Below are 14,959 nucleotides of genomic sequence, written 5' to 3' on the forward strand. Positions count from 1 at the left end.
CTGGTGGGGGGCGTTGCCGAGGGGGTCGAATTGATCGTTGCGGGCGTCTGCGGATGGTGTTCCGGGGGCCCACAGAGGTGGTTGGGACTGTAGTTCTTACAGCAGATGTTTCGATGCCACTGCGGCGTGTAACGGTTCGGTCAACCCGCTTCTCGGGGTCTTCCTCACCCCCCGTGATTGGGATAACGTCCGGCCCCAGACCGGCGACGACGGTCTGGTTCGCCCGCCCCGCAATGGCCAATTGGCAGCGGGTGGTTCGGACCATTGGACGGAGGAGGGTTCGGCCTTGAGGCAGAAGCTCGCACGCGTGTTCGGTGGCGTGGCCATGATGGCGCTCGTCGCCGGTGGGGCCACCGCGTGCTCCAGCGGTGACGGCGGCGATGCGTCCGGTGGCGACGCCTGTGGCAACAAGATCGCGTTCTTCGGCGCGCTGACCGGCAGCTCGGCCGCGCTGGGTATCAACGAGAACAACGGCGTCAAGCTGGCGGTCGACAAGTACAACAAGGAGAACGCCGACTGCAAGGTCGAGCTGGTTCCGCTGGACTCGCAGGGCAGCCCGGACCAGGCGCCGGGTCTGGCCCAGAAGGCCATCGACGACGCGAAGATCCTCGGCATCGTCGGCCCGGCCTACTCGGGTGAGTCGGAGGCGGCCGGTCCGCTGTTCAACGAGGCCGGTCTGGTCACCATCACCCCCTCCGCGACCCGGCCGAGCCTCTCGCAGCAGGGTTGGAAGACCTTCTTCCGGGGTGTCGGTAACGACTTCAGCCAGGGCCCGGCGGCCGGTAACTACATCAAGAACGTGCTGAAGGCCGAGAAGGTCTACGTCATCGACGACCAGTCGGCGTACGGCGCGGGTCTGGCCGACGAGGTCAAGAAAGTCCTCGGCGCCGGTGTCGTCGGCTCGGACAAGGTCCAGGGCGAGGGCAAGCAGGTCGAGTTCTCCGCCGTGGTGACCAAGGTCAAGGCGTCGGGCGCGCAGGCGGTCTTCTACGGTGGCTACTACCAGGAGGCGGGTCTGATCCGTAAGCAGCTCACCGCTGCCGGGGTCACCGCGCCGCTGGTCGCCGGTGACGGCGTCAACGACACCGCGTACATCACCTCCGCCGGTCAGGCGGCGGCCGAGGGCACCATCCTGACCTGCCCGTGCGCGCCGGCCACCGAGGCCCGGGGCACCTTCGTGCAGGAGTTCAAGGCGCTGAACGGCTCGGACCCGGGCACCTACAGCGACACCGCGTACGACGCGGCGAACATCCTGCTCGCCGGGATCAAGGCCGGTAAGACCACCCGTCCGGCGCTGCTGGAGTTTGTGAAGAACTACAGCGGTGAGGGTGTCGCGGCGTCCTACAAGTTCGTCGAGGGTGGCGAGCTCGACCCGGCGCAGGTCAAGGTGTGGGCGTTCAAGGTCACGGGCGGCAAGGTCGTCCCGGACCAGGAGATCCCGAAGTCCTGACAACCGTCGCTGCTACAGCGGTTCAGATGTGATCGCGGGTGCGGCTGGGAGCGCGCGCGCTCCCGGCTGCACCCGATTTGTTTCCAGACCTGATGGAGCATCCCTCCCTTGGACTTCGACGGACTGTTCTCCAATTTCGGGGAACTCACCACGACCGGCCTGACGCAGGGCGCCATCTACGCCCTGGTCGCGCTTGGCTACACGCTGGTCTACGGCGTGCTGAGACTCATCAACTTCGCCCACTCCGAGGTCTTCATCGCGGGTGCCTTCGCCGCGTTGTGGACGTGGAACGGATTTGGCCTCGACCAGAACTCGCAGGTCGCCGGGATCGGTTCGATTCTGTTCTACCTGCTGGTGGCGATGCTCGTCGCCGCCATCGCGTCGGCGGGTACCGCCACGGTGATCGAACGGGTGGCCTACCGGCCGCTGCGTAAGCGCAACGCCCCGCCGTTGGCCTTCCTGATCACGGCGATCGGCGCCTCGATCGTGATCTCCGAGGCGTTCGGCATCTGGACCCGCCGGCTGCCGCAGGGCGCGCCGAGTCTGGTCAGCACCAAGCCGCTGTTCAGCATCTTCGGGGTACCGATCGACGCGGTGCAGTTGCTCACCATCGGTGCCGCGCTGGTGATGATGATCGCGTTGGACCTCTTCATCAACCGCAGCCGGGTGGGTCGGGGTATCCGGGCGGTGGCCCAGGACGCCAACACGGCCGCTCTGATGGGTGTGAACAAGGACCGGATCATCCTGATGGTCTTCATCGCCGGTGGGGCGATGGCCGGGGTGGCGGGTCTGCTCTACGACGTGCGGATCGGCACGTTGACCTACAGCGTCGGTTTCCTGCTCGGGTTGAAGGCGTTCACCGCCGCGGTGCTCGGTGGTATCGGCAACCTGCGGGGTGCGCTGGTGGGTGGCCTGCTGCTGGGTGTGGTGGAGAACTACGCCTCGGGTCTGTTCGGCAGCCAGTGGAAGGACGCGGCGGCGTTCGCGGTCCTGGTGGTGCTGCTGATGTTCCGTCCCACCGGTCTGCTCGGCGAGTCACTGGGGAGGGCGCGGGCATGACGAGTGTTGTGGACAAGGTGCGCGACGGCCGGCAGGCGGTCGGCGCCCGGTGGCGGGGTGCGCCCCGCTGGGTGCGCTGGGTGACCCTGGCCGCGGTGATCGCGTTCTTCTACGCCCTGCCGAATCCGGGCTTCTACCAGTACCTCGGTCCGATCCCGACCACGGGGTCGAACTTCACGCAGGTGCTCTTCACCGTCTCGATCTACGTCCTGCTGGCGGTGGGGCTGAACATCGTGGTCGGGTTCGCCGGTCTGCTGGACCTGGGCTACTTCGGGTTCTTCGCGGTCGGTGCGTACACGGTGGCGGTGCTGACCTCGCCGACCAGTGACCTGAAGACGCTCTGGCCGTGGCTGCTGGCGGTGCCGGTGGCGATCGGTCTGACCATGGTCTCCGGGGTCATGCTGGGTACGCCCACCCTGCGGCTGCGGGGTGACTACCTGGCGATCGTGACGCTGGGGTTCGCGGAGATGATCCGGATCGCGGCGGTCAGCTCGGAGTTCCTGAAGGGCCAGCGGGGCTTCAACCAGATCCCGCACCCGCCGGGGCAGTACGCCGACGGTCGGCCGTTCTTCGGGGTGCTGGACGCCCGGCCGTACTACTGGCTGGTGCTGACGCTGATCATCCTGGTGGTGCTCGGGGTACGGAACCTGACCAACAGTCGGGTGGGCCGGGCCTGGGTGTCCATCCGGGAGGACGAGGACGCCGCCCAGCTGATGGGTGTGCCGACGTTCAAGTTCAAGTTGTGGGCGTTCGCGGCGGGTGCGGCGATCGCCGGTCTGGCCGGGGCACTGTTCGCCGGTAAGCAGAACTTCGTCAACTCGCAGAACTTCGAACTGCTCAACTCGATCATCATCCTGGCTGCGGTGATCTTCGGTGGTTCCGGCAACATCTTCGGGGCGATCGTCGGCGGCGGCCTGGTGGCGTACATGATCGAGCGGTTCCGGGGCATCGAGTTGCTCGGCATCGAGCTGTACGAGTACCGCTTCCTCTTCTTCGGTGGGGTGCTCGTGCTGATGATGATCTTCCGTCCGGAGGGTCTGATCCCGAACCGGCGACGAGCGGCGGAGTTCAAGGACCGCCGCAAGGAGGTGACCGTCGGTGAGTGAGACCGAGCAGAAGCCGACCGTACCGGCGCAGGCGTCGGCTCCGGCGGCGGAGAACCTGCCGGCGGGCCGGGAGCCGCTGCTGGAGGTGGACCACGTCACGCTGCGCTTCGGTGGTGTGGTCGCGCTGAACGACGTGGACTTCACCCTCTACAAGGGCGAGATCCTCGGTCTGATCGGCCCGAACGGGGCCGGCAAGACCACCTGCTTCAACGCGATGACCGGGATCTACCAGCCCACCGAGGGGGAGATCCGGTTCCGGGGTCAGCGGATCACCGGGAAGAAGCGGCACCAGATCACCCAGATGGGGATGGCCCGTACCTTCCAGAACATCCGCCTCTTCCCGGAGATGACCGCCCTGGAGAACGTCCAGGTCGGCGCGGACGCGCACCACAAGACCAGCGTCGTCTCGGCGCTGTTCCGGCTGCCCCGGCACTGGCGCGAGGAGCGCGACGGGATCGAGAAGGCCGAGCGGCTGCTCGACTTCGTCGGGATCCGGCACCGGATGCACGAGACCGCTCGCAACCTCTCCTACGGGGAGCAGCGCCGGTTGGAGATCGCCCGGGCGCTGGCCACCGACCCGGTGCTGCTCTGCCTGGACGAGCCGGCCGCCGGCTTCAACCCGGCGGAGAAGGAGGATCTGCTCCAGCTCATCCGGCAGATCCGGGACCAGGGGGTGACCGTGCTGCTGATCGAGCACGACATGCGTCTGGTCATGGGGGTCACCGACCGGCTCGTGGTGCTGGAGTTCGGAAAGAAGATCGCCGAGGGGCTCCCCGCCGAGGTGCGGGAGGACCACCGCGTGATCGCGGCGTACCTGGGGGTACCGGACGATGCTGCTTGAGATCGACAACGTCAGCCTGCTCTACGGGCGGATCCAGGCGCTGCACGGCATCAGCCTGACCGTCGGTGAGGGGGAGATCGTCGCACTGATCGGCGCCAACGGCGCCGGGAAGTCGACGACCATGCGGGCGATCTCCGGGATCCGGCCGATCGCCACGGGCAGCATCCGGTTCAACGGTGAGGACATCTCCAAGCTCCGGGCCGACCTGCGGGTCCGCCGGGGGCTCTGCCAGGCCCCGGAGGGACGGGGGATCTTCCCCGGCATGACGGTGCTGGAGAACCTGGACATGGGTGCCTACACCCGGCGGGACCGGTCGGGCATCGCCCAGGACCTGGCCCGGGTGCTGGAGCTGTTCCCCCGGCTGGCCGAGCGGCGCAAGCAGCCCGGCGGCACGCTCTCCGGCGGTGAGCAGCAGATGCTCGCCGTGGGGCGGGCGCTGATGAGCCGGCCGAAGCTGCTGCTGCTCGACGAGCCGTCGATGGGTCTGGCACCGATGCTGATCCAGCAGATCTTCCAGATCATCACGGAGATCAACGAGCAGGGCACCACGATCCTGCTGGTCGAGCAGAACGCCCAGCAGGCGCTGGCCCGGGCGCACCGCGCGTACGTGCTGGAGACCGGTCGGATCGTCAAGAGCGGGACCGGCGCGGAGCTGCTGCACGACCCGGCGGTCAAAGAGGCGTACCTCGGCGTGGCCTGACCGGATCCACCCCTGTAGTAAGGAGTCGTCACATGTTCATCAGCAACAGCAGCCGGCGGGCTGTCGTCGGTGCGGCCGGTGCCGCACTGCTCGTCCTCTCCCTCGCCGCCTGCGGCGAGAAGGAGAGCACCGAGCAGCCCGGTGCCGGCCCCTCGGCGACCACTGCGGCCGACGCGGCGCTGGCGGCGAAGGTGCCGGACGCGATCAAGGCCGACGGTGTGATCAAGGTCGGCACGGACTCGACGTACGCGCCGGCCGAGTTCCTCGACGCCGACGGCAAGACGGTGGTCGGCTTCGACGTCGACCTGTTCAACGCGGTCGCGGCGAAGCTCGGGCTGAAGGCGGAGTTCGAGTCGGCGCCGTTCGACGCGATCCTGCCGGGTGTCGACTCGGGTAAGTACGAGGTCGGTGTCTCCTCGTTCACCGTCAACGAGGAGCGCAAGAAGAGCGTCAACATGGTCAGCTACTTCTCCGCCGGCACCCAGTGGGCGACGAAGTCGGGCAACCCGAACAAGGTCGACCCGAACGACGCCTGCGGCAAGAAGATCGCGGTGCAGACCGGCACGGTGCAGTTCGACGACATCACCGCCCGGTCGAAGAAGTGCACCGACGCGGGCAAGCCGGCGATCACCATCGACCAGTACCAGGCGCAGAGCGACGCGACGGCCGCGGTGGTCAGCGGCAAGAACGACGCCATGCTGGCCGACTCGCCGGTCGGGGCGTACGCGGTGAAGCAGACCAACGGCCAGTTGGAACTGCTCGGTGACATCTACGAGTCCGCGCCGTACGGGTACGTGGTGAAGAAGGACCAGACGGCGTTCGCCGAGGCGCTGCGGGATGCGGTGCAGGCCGTGATCACCGACGGCTCGTACAAGACGGCGTTGAGCAAGTGGGGCGTCGAGGCCGGCGGCATCAGCAACCCGGCGCTCAACCCGTAACCATGTCAGTGGAGACACAATCGGAGCGGGCACGGCCGGAACCCATCAGGGCCGTGCCCGTCCGGCATCCCGGCCGCTGGGTCGCCGTCGCGGTGATCGGCGTGCTGGTCGCCATGTTCGTCCACCTGCTGGTCACCAACAAGGCCTTCAACTGGTCGTTCATGGTCGACGAGATGTTCCGGCCGCCGATCGTGGCGGGGTTGCGCGGCACCATCGCGTTGACCCTGCTGGCGATGCTGATCGGGGTCGGGCTGGGCGTGGTCATCGCGGTCATGCGGCTGTCGGCCAACCCGATCCTGCGGGGCGTGGCCTGGGGGTACACCTGGTTCTTCCGGGCGGTGCCCCGGCTGGTGCTGGCGATCCTCTTCGGCAACCTGGGCATCCTCTGGTCGCGGATCGAGTTCGGTCTGCCCTTCGACCGGCAGATCGGTGCGCTCTTCGGCATCCAGGACTTCGAGGCGCGGCTGTTCGGGTTCAGCGCGGTGGACATCCTCACCGGGTTCGTCGCCGGCCTGCTCGCGCTCGGGCTCTCCGAGGCGGCGTACATGGCCGAGATCGTCCGGGCCGGCATCCAGTCGGTCGACGAGGGGCAGACCGAGGCGGCCCAGGCGCTGGGCATGCGGCGTGGTCAGATCCTGCGCCGCATCGTGCTGCCGCAGGCCATGCGCGTGATCATCCCACCGACCGGCAACGAGACCATCGCGATGCTCAAGGACACCTCGCTGGTCGCCTTCGTGCCGGTCTCCACCGAGCTGTTCTTCCAGCTCAAGGCGGTCGGCAACCGGACCTTCCAGGTCTTCCCGATGCTGGTGGCCGCCTGCCTGTGGTACCTGCTGCTGACCAGTGTGCTGCTGGTCGGGCAGTACTACCTGGAACGGCACTTCGCTCGGGGTCACGGCCGGGCCGGGGCGGCCCGGGTGAAAGTGCGGGGGCTGGCCGCCGAGGCCGGCGGGACGACCGGAGAGGCGGTGACGCGGTGACGGCTCCGACGGGGGACACGACGACGGCTCGGACCGGGGAACGGGACGTGATGGTCCGGGCCGAGCAGGTGCACAAGTCGTTCGGGGCGTTGGAGGTGCTCAAGGGCATCGACCTGGAGGTCCGCTCCGGTGAGGTGTGCTGCCTGCTGGGCCCGTCCGGGTCCGGCAAGTCGACCTTCCTGCGCTGCATCAACCACCTGGAGAAGATCAACGCCGGCCGGATCCGGGTGGACGGCGAGCTGATCGGGTACCGGGAGCGGGGCGGGAAGCTGCACGAGCTGCGCGAGTCGGAGGTGGCCGCGCAGCGGCGCGCGATCGGCATGGTGTTCCAGCGGTTCAACCTGTTCCCGCACATGACCGCCCTGCAGAACGTGATGGAGGCGCCGCTGCGGGTGCGTGGGGAGAAGAAGGACGTCGTCCGGGACCGGGCGGCGGCGCTGCTGGAGCGGGTCGGGCTGGGCGACCGGCTCGGCGCGTACCCGTCGCAGCTCTCCGGTGGCCAGCAGCAGCGGGTGGCGATCGCCCGGGCGCTGGCCATGCAGCCGAAGTTGATGCTCTTCGACGAGCCGACCAGCGCGCTCGACCCGGAGCTGGTCGGTGAGGTCCTCGACGTGATGAAGGACCTGGCCCGCGACGGGATGACGATGATCGTGGTGACCCACGAGATCGGCTTCGCCCGGGAGGTCGGCGACTCGCTGGTCTTCATGGACGGCGGTGTGGTGGTCGAGTCGGGGGTGCCCCGTGAGGTGATCGCCAACCCCCGGCACGACCGGACCAAGGCGTTCCTGGCGAAGGTGCTCTGACCGCGACCGGATGTGGCGGTGCGGCCGGCGTGGGGGCCGCACCGCTGTCGGCCGGCGGGTGCCGCCGTGCCGGTGTCCGAAGCTGTCACAGCGGCCGACTAGAGTCACCTGCTGTGACAGCTTCGACCCCGCGCCTGCTCCTCGTCGACGGCCACTCGCTGGCCTACCGGGCCTTCTTCGCCCTCCCGGTGGAGAATTTCTCCACCACGACCGGGCAGCCGACAAACGCGGTCTACGGCTTCACCTCGATGCTGATCAACGTGCTCCGGGACGAGCAGCCGACCCACATCGTGGTGGCGTTCGACGTCTCCCGCCGCTCCTTCCGCACCGAGAAGTACGCCGAGTACAAGGCCGGCCGCTCGGAGACCCCGGCCGACTTCGCCGGGCAGGTCAGCCTGGTCAAGGAGGTGCTCGCCGCGCTGCGCATCCCGGTGGTGGAGAAGGAGGGCTACGAGGCCGACGACGTGCTCGCCACGCTCGCCTGCCAGGGGCGTGACCAGGGCATGGACGTGCTGATCAGCACCGGCGACCGGGACGCCCTGCAACTCGTCGGCGACCGGGTCACCGTGCTCTACCCCCGCAAGGGCGTCTCCGACCTGGCCCGGATGGACCCGGCGGCGGTCACCGAGAAGTACGGCGTGCCCCCCGAGCGATACCGGGACCTGGCCGCCCTGGTCGGGGAGACCAGCGACAACCTGCCCGGGGTGCCCGGGGTCGGGCCGAAGACCGCCGCCAAGTGGATCAACCTGTACGGCGGGGTGGAGGGCGTCGTCGCCCGGGCCGACGAGATCAAGGGCAAGGCCGGCGAGAGCCTGCGTGAGCGGCTCCCCGACGTGATCCGCAACTACGACCTCAACTGCCTGGTCGCCGACCTCGACCTGCCGCTGCGTCCGGAGGACGCCCGCTGGGCCGGCTGGGACCGGGAGGCGGTGCACCAGGTCTTCGACACCCTCCAGTTCCGGATCCTGCGGGACCGGCTCTACCAGTACCTCGACGCCGTCGAGCCGGAGGCCGAGGCCGGTTTCGACCTGGCCGGTGCGGTACTCACCGAGCCGGGTGCGGTGGCGGCCTGGCTCGCCGGGCACACCCCGGCCGGTACGCCGGTCGGGGTCGCGGTGACCGGCACCTTCGGCCGCGGCACGGGCACCCTCACCGGCGTGGCGCTGGCCACCGCGGACGGGGCGGCGGCCTGGTTCGACCCGGCCGGGCTGGACCCGGCCGACGAGGCGGCGGTGGGCGCCTGGCTGGCCGACGCCGAGCGGCCCAAGGTGCTGCACGACAGCAAGCCCGCCCTGCTGGCGTTCGCCGCGCACGGCTGGGGGCTGGCCGGTGTGCTCCGCGACACCGCGATCGCCGCCTACCTGGCCCGTCCCGACCAGCGGTCCTACGACCTCACCGACCTGGCCCTGCGGTACCTGCACCGGGAGCTGCGGGTCGACGCACCCGACAACGGTCAGCTCACCCTGGACGGGCTGGGCAACGACGGGGAGGCCGAGCAGAACCTGATGCTCCGCGCCCGGGCCACCCTCGACCTGGCCGACGCGATCGACGCCGAGCTGTCCCGCGACGGCGAGCAGTCCGCGAAGCTGATGGCCGGGGTGGAGCTGCCGCTGGTGCGGGTCCTCGCCGGGCTGGAACGGGTCGGCATCGCCGCCGACAACGACTACCTGTCGGAGCTGGAGGCGCACTTCGCGGCCGAGGTGAAGGCGGCGGCGCAGGCGGCGTACGCGGTGGTCGGCCGGGAGTTCAACCTCGGCTCACCCAAGCAGCTCCAGGAGATCCTCTTCACCGAGCTGGGCTTGCCCAAGACCAAGAAGATCAAGACCGGGTACACCACCGACGCGGACGCGTTGCAGTGGCTGCATGCGCAGAACCCGCACCCGGTGCTGGCCCACCTGCTGCGTCACCGGGACGTGGCCAAGCTCAAGTCGACCGTGGACGGCCTGCTCAAGTCGGTCGCCGACGACGGGCGGATCCACACCACCTTCAACCAGACGGTGGCCGCCACCGGGCGGCTCTCCTCGACCGACCCGAACCTCCAGAACATCCCGATCCGCACCGAGGAGGGCCGGCGGATCCGCCGGGCCTTCGTGGTCGGCGACGGCTACGAGTGCCTGCTCACCGCCGACTACAGCCAGATCGAAATGCGGATCATGGCGCACCTGTCGTCGGACGACGCGCTGATCGAGGCGTTCAACTCGGGGGCCGACTTCCACGCGGCCACCGCCTCGTCGGTGTTCACCGTGCCGCTCGACGAGGTCACCGCCGACCAGCGCCGCAAGATCAAGGCGATGAACTACGGCCTGGCGTACGGGCTGAGCGCGTTCGGGCTCTCCCAGCAGCTCGGCATCAGCACCGAGGAGGCCCGGGCGCTGATGGAGGACTACTTCAGCCGCTTCGGCGGGGTACGCGACTACCTGCACGAGGTGGTCGACCGGGCCCGCCAGGACGGCTACACCTCCACCGTCCTCGGTCGCCGTCGCTACCTGCCCGACCTGGTCAGCGACAACCGGCAGCGCCGGGAGATGGCCGAGCGGATGGCGCTCAACGCACCCATCCAGGGGTCGGCGGCGGACATCATCAAGCTGGCCATGCTGCACGTGGACACCGCCCTGCGCGACGCGGGGCTGCGGTCCCGGATGCTGCTCCAGGTCCACGACGAGCTGGTCTTCGAGGTGGCGCCGGGTGAGCGGGCGGCACTGGAGGCCCTGGTCCGGCAGGAGATGGGCGGGGCGTACCCGCTGTCCGTGCCGCTGGAGGTGTCGGTCGGCGAGGGCCGCGACTGGCACAGCGCCGACCACTGACCGCGGGCACGCCCGACCCGGCCGGCGGGATCCGCACCGACCGGCCGGGCGCGGGCGTCGTGCAGGTTCGGGCGGCAGCCTGCCGGTCAGCGTTTCAGCGGGTCGTGGCCCCAGTTCATCAGCGACCAGCGCCACTTGGTGTCGCGTACGTCGCCGCTCGGGCGTTGGGCCATGTGCCGCCGCACGTACCCGACCACCTTGCGCATGTGCTTGTAGTCGGCCTCGGAGAGTTCGCTGCGTTTGCGGCGCAGCAACCCGATGATCTTCCGGCCGGATTCGTGGCCGACCGACTCGCCGCCACCGGTCCGGCCGCCCTTGTGCCAGCCGACCGTCTTGGACTCCTCGCTCTCCAGCCAGGACGACAGTTCCCCGGGTTTCATGTTCACCGCGTCGGTGAACTCCCGGTACGTGTCCCGGCCCCGGTCGTCCCGACTGTCCCGGTCATCCCTTTTCATGGCGCAGTGCCTCCGGCTTGTGGGCGACGTCCCGGCCCGAGTCGTCGTTGCGGATCCGGTACTGCGGGTGCGCCGTCGACGCGTCCACCGGGTGCCCCCGCACGTGGGTCCGTTCGGTGAGTTCCTCCTTGACCACGCCGTACGCGCGACCACTGTGACTGGCCCAGGAGACCCGGTCACCCGGGCGGAACGTCCGTTGCTCGGCCATGACCGTTGGCTACCCGGGCCGGTTGCCCCGAAACGGGCGGGGTGCCGACGGGGTCAGGGGGTGATCTCGTCGACCGCCAGCTTGGTCTCGAACGGTTCGGTCAGCTCGACCAGCTCCGCGCTGTCGGTGATCAGTTCGTACTGCCGGTCACCGCTCGGGCCGATCTGCCCGCCGAGCCGGTACGCGTACACGTGCACCGGGTCCAGCTCGATGCGCCAGTAGTACGGGATGCCGGCGGCGGCGTACTCGCCGGGCCTGGTGAACCGGTCGGTGCGCCGGGTACCGGGCGAGACGATCTCCACGGCGAGCACCACGTCGGCGGGGGACAGGTGGGCCCGGTCCAGCGCCACCCCGGCCCGGTGCAGCAGTACGTCCGGTTGCCGGCTGGAGTTCGCGGAGAGGACGACCCCGACCGCCTGGGCGGCCCGCAGCCCGGCCGGCGCGTGCTGGACCAGCCAGCGGGTGAGAAGGAAGGAAACACTCTGGTGGCCCAGGGTGGGGGAGGGTGTCACCTGGAGGACTCCGTCGACGAGTTCGACACGGGGGGCGTCGTCCGGCAGGCGCAGCAGGTCCTCGACCGTGTAGTCGGCCCGCTGCTGCCGGACCGGGTCCGGTTGCCACAGCCGGGTGGACCGGGCACCGGGGGCGGCGGGCCCCGAACCGGAGCCGGCGGACCTGGGAATCGGCTCAGCGCTCACCTGCGTCAGGGTACGCCCGCGACCGGCGTCGGGCGGCGCACCGCAGGTGCGACGTGTCGACCTGCGGGCCACCGGTGCGACGGCGGCGGTCGGTGTCGACCTGCGGTCAGCCGGCCGGCTTCTCCGCCACGAAGATCGCGGTACCCGGGAAGAGCCGGCCGCGCAGCGGGCTCCACTGCCCCCAGATCTCCTCGTGCCCCTCCGGCCACTCCGGTTCCACCAGGTCGACCAGGCGGAAGTCGGCCCCGACCAGCTCCCGTACCCGGTCACCGAGGGTGCGGTGCTGTTCGACGTAACTGGGTACCCCGGCGTCGTCCTGCTCGACGTAGGGGCGCCGGTCGAAGTAGGAGTTGACCGCCACCAGTCCCGCCTCCCCCGGGTCGTCGGGGAAGATCCACCGCATCGGGTGGGTCACCGAGAAGACCCACCGGCCGCCGGGGCGCAGCACCCGGTGGACCTCCCGCATCAGCGCGGCCGAGTCGGCGACGAAGGGGATCGCGCCGAACGCGGTACAGGCGGTGTCGAAGGCCGCGTCGGTGAACGGCAGGGCCAGCGCGTCGGCCTGGACCAGCGGGACGCGTACCCCGGAGTTCCGGGCCGCCGCGGCGGCGTGCCGCAGCATGCCGGCGGAGAGGTCCAGGGCGACCGGCCGGGCCCCCCGGGTGGCCAGCCAGCGCGCGGCGGCGGCAGCGCCGCAGCCGAGTTCCAGGATGCGCCGCCCGCGTACCTCGCCGAGCAGCCCCGCGTCGGCCTCACGCAGCCCTTCGGGGCACCAGACGAAGTCCACCTCGCCCAGGAAGTCGCCGTGCTCGGCCTGGTAGTCGTCGGCGTCGGAGTCCCACCAGCGACGGCTGGCCCGGCGGGCGTCGGTGTCGTCGACCGGCCGGCGGGTGACGGTGGGTTCGTCGTTCTGCACCCCGCCACGCTAGGCCCCTGGTCAGGGCGGCCGGCCGGCGGGCGCGGGTGTGACCGAGCAGACATCTTTGCGGGATACTGGGCGATTTCGCGGGTTACGCACGTTGACCAGCGGTCGAACCACCGGGAGGGCTTGCACGCTGTGGTAATGCGCACGGTAGGCTGTTCGATGCGCTCGCGGATAGCGTGCCTCGGCAGGGAGCAGGCCCGCGGTCGACGGAGCCACCTTACGATCTCGCCGCCGGCGTCGAGCCGGTGCGGGTGATCGTCCGGTGCGCCCGACGGCGAATCCGCTGGCGCGAAAAGGTCACCGCGCGACGCCTGCTGTGACACACCATCCGACCGGAGCAACCGCCCACATGACGAGCAGCATCGAGGCCTCCTCGAGCGCCACCCGGGTCACCCACGACGATCTCGGTTCCGAGGAGGCTTTCCTCGCCGCGATCGACGAGACCATCAAGTACTTCAACGACGGCGACATTGTCGAAGGCACCGTCGTCAAGGTCGATCGGGACGAGGTCCTGCTCGACATCGGCTACAAGACCGAGGGTGTCATCCCCTCGCGCGAGTTGTCGATCAAGCACGACGTGGACCCCGCCGAGGTGGTGACGGTCGGCGATCACATCGAGGCCCTGGTCCTCCAGAAGGAGGACAAGGAGGGTCGCCTGATCCTCTCGAAGAAGCGGGCGCAGTACGAGCGCGCCTGGGGCACCATCGAGAAGATCAAGGACGAGGACGGCGTCGTCCGCGGTTCGGTCATCGAGGTGGTCAAGGGTGGCCTCATCCTCGACATCGGGCTGCGTGGCTTCCTGCCCGCCTCGCTGGTCGAGATGCGCCGGGTGCGGGACCTGCAGCCGTACGTCGGCCGGGAGCTCGAAGCCAAGATCATCGAGCTGGACAAGAACCGCAACAACGTGGTGCTGTCCCGCCGGGCGTGGCTGGAGCAGACGCAGTCCGAGGTGCGCACCGAGTTCCTCAACAAGCTCCAGAAGGGCCAGGTCCGCAAGGGCGTCGTCTCGTCGATCGTCAACTTCGGCGCGTTCGTCGACCTCGGCGGGGTGGACGGTCTGGTGCACGTCTCCGAGCTGTCCTGGAAGCACATCGACCACCCGTCCGAGGTGGTCGAGGTCGGCCAGGAGGTCGAGGTCGAGGTCCTGGACGTCGACCTGGACCGCGAGCGGGTCTCGCTGTCGCTGAAGGCGACCCAGGAGGACCCGTGGCGGCAGTTCGCCCGGACCCACGCGATCCAGCAGATCGTGCCCGGTAAGGTCACCAAGCTGGTGCCGTTCGGTGCGTTCGTCCGGGTGGACGACGGCATCGAGGGTCTGGTGCACATCTCCGAGCTGGCCGAGCGCCACGTGGAGATCCCGGAGCAGGTCGTCCAGGTCGGCTCGGACGTCATGGTCAAGGTCATCGACATCGACCTGGAGCGGCGGCGGATCTCGCTCTCGCTCAAGCAGGCCAACGAGGGCTTCGTCGAGGGCGAGGAGCACTTCGACCCGACCCTGTACGGCATGGCCGCGACCTACGACGCCGAGGGCAACTACATCTACCCGGAGGGCTTCGACCCGGAGACCGGGGAGTGGCTCGAGGGCTACGAGAAGCAGCGCGAGGCGTGGGAGCAGCAGTACGCCGAGGCCCGTCAGCGGTGGGAGGCGCACACCAAGCAGGTGCAGACCTCCCGGGCCGCCGAGGCCGAGGCCGCTGCCAACCCGCCGGCGGCTGCGGCCGGTACCGGTGGCGCTACCTCGACCACCCCGGCGCCGTCGCGTCAGGCCGAGGAGCCGGCCGGCACCCTGGCCACCGACGAGGCGCTCGCCGCGCTGCGCGAGAAGCTGGCCGGCGGCAAGTAACAAGCGGTAGGCACCACCCGGGCCCCGTCCCGCGACCGGTTCATCCGGTTGCGGGACGGGGCCCGTCCCCGTTCCGCGCGCCGGTGCCGGCCGGCGGGGTGGGGGCCGGGTGCGGTCGCCCGGACCGGTCGGGTTGACTGGTGTGGTGC

Annotated in this window: 14 protein-coding genes; 10 read left to right on the forward strand and 4 right to left on the reverse strand. The window is 69.7% G+C overall.

What is annotated here, in order from left to right:
* Positions 1–286 precede the first annotated feature (286 nt).
* The 9 genes from GSF22_RS19625 (at position 287) to polA (ending at position 10,681) form a co-directional block, all read left to right on the forward strand.
* A complete protein-coding gene (locus tag GSF22_RS19625) occupies positions 287–1,450 on the forward strand; it encodes a branched-chain amino acid ABC transporter substrate-binding protein (protein ID WP_208815175.1) in 1,164 nt (387 codons plus the stop codon).
* Between the two features lie 108 nt (positions 1,451–1,558).
* Positions 1,559–2,509: a branched-chain amino acid ABC transporter permease gene (locus tag GSF22_RS19630; protein WP_208815176.1), complete on the forward strand. Its 951-nt coding sequence runs from the start codon at positions 1,559–1,561 to the stop codon at positions 2,507–2,509.
* A complete protein-coding gene (locus GSF22_RS19635; protein WP_208815177.1) occupies positions 2,506–3,615 on the forward strand; it encodes a branched-chain amino acid ABC transporter permease in 1,110 nt (369 codons plus the stop codon). Before GSF22_RS19630 ends, GSF22_RS19635 begins: the two co-directional genes overlap by 4 nt.
* A gap of 55 nt (positions 3,616–3,670) precedes the next feature.
* A complete protein-coding gene (locus GSF22_RS19640; RefSeq protein ID WP_244367777.1) occupies positions 3,671–4,456 on the forward strand; it encodes an ABC transporter ATP-binding protein in 786 nt (261 codons plus the stop codon).
* Positions 4,446–5,156 carry an ABC transporter ATP-binding protein gene (locus GSF22_RS19645; protein ID WP_208815179.1) on the forward strand — a complete coding sequence of 237 codons (711 nt, stop codon included), beginning with the start codon at positions 4,446–4,448 and terminating at the stop codon, positions 5,154–5,156. Before GSF22_RS19640 ends, GSF22_RS19645 begins: the two co-directional genes overlap by 11 nt.
* Positions 5,157–5,188: 32 nt before the next feature.
* Positions 5,189–6,094: an ABC transporter substrate-binding protein gene (locus tag GSF22_RS19650; protein ID WP_208815180.1), complete on the forward strand. Its 906-nt coding sequence runs from the start codon at positions 5,189–5,191 to the stop codon at positions 6,092–6,094.
* A 2-nt stretch (positions 6,095–6,096) separates the two neighbouring features.
* Positions 6,097–7,074: an amino acid ABC transporter permease gene (locus tag GSF22_RS19655; RefSeq protein WP_208815181.1), complete on the forward strand. Its 978-nt coding sequence runs from the start codon at positions 6,097–6,099 to the stop codon at positions 7,072–7,074.
* A 50-nt stretch (positions 7,075–7,124) separates the two neighbouring features.
* Positions 7,125–7,877, forward strand: coding sequence for an amino acid ABC transporter ATP-binding protein (locus GSF22_RS19660; protein WP_208815187.1), 753 nt, complete (start codon positions 7,125–7,127; stop codon positions 7,875–7,877).
* A gap of 113 nt (positions 7,878–7,990) precedes the next feature.
* Positions 7,991–10,681, forward strand: coding sequence for a DNA polymerase I (gene polA / locus GSF22_RS19665; RefSeq protein WP_208815182.1), 2,691 nt, complete (start codon positions 7,991–7,993; stop codon positions 10,679–10,681).
* An 86-nt stretch (positions 10,682–10,767) separates the two neighbouring features.
* Here the strand turns inward: polA and GSF22_RS19670 are convergent, their stop codons facing one another.
* The 4 genes from GSF22_RS19670 to GSF22_RS19685 form a co-directional block, all read right to left on the reverse strand.
* Complete coding sequence (locus GSF22_RS19670; protein ID WP_208815183.1) at positions 10,768–11,136, reverse strand: DUF3140 domain-containing protein; 369 nt, start codon at positions 11,134–11,136, stop codon at positions 10,768–10,770.
* Positions 11,123–11,344, reverse strand: a complete 222-nt coding sequence (locus GSF22_RS19675; protein ID WP_208815184.1) for a DUF2945 domain-containing protein — start codon at positions 11,342–11,344, stop codon at positions 11,123–11,125. The genes GSF22_RS19670 and GSF22_RS19675 overlap by 14 nt, the downstream gene beginning before the upstream one ends.
* 53 nt (positions 11,345–11,397) lie before the next feature.
* Positions 11,398–12,042 carry a Uma2 family endonuclease gene (locus GSF22_RS19680; RefSeq protein WP_307804135.1) on the reverse strand — a complete coding sequence of 215 codons (645 nt, stop codon included), beginning with the start codon at positions 12,040–12,042 and terminating at the stop codon, positions 11,398–11,400.
* Positions 12,043–12,148: 106 nt separating this feature from the next.
* Positions 12,149–12,958, reverse strand: a complete 810-nt coding sequence (locus tag GSF22_RS19685) for a class I SAM-dependent methyltransferase (RefSeq protein WP_208815185.1) — start codon at positions 12,956–12,958, stop codon at positions 12,149–12,151.
* 358 nt (positions 12,959–13,316) lie between these two features.
* Here GSF22_RS19685 and rpsA point away from each other — a divergent pair, with 358 nt between their 5' ends.
* The gene (gene rpsA, locus GSF22_RS19690) at positions 13,317–14,810 is read left to right on the forward strand and encodes a 30S ribosomal protein S1 (RefSeq protein WP_208815186.1); all 1,494 of its coding nucleotides are present in this window, start codon (positions 13,317–13,319) and stop codon (positions 14,808–14,810) included.
* The last annotated feature ends 149 nt before the right edge of the window (positions 14,811–14,959 follow it).

It is taken from the genome of Micromonospora echinofusca, assembly GCF_017614955.1.
GTDB lineage: Bacteria > Actinomycetota > Actinomycetes > Mycobacteriales > Micromonosporaceae > Micromonospora > Micromonospora echinofusca_A.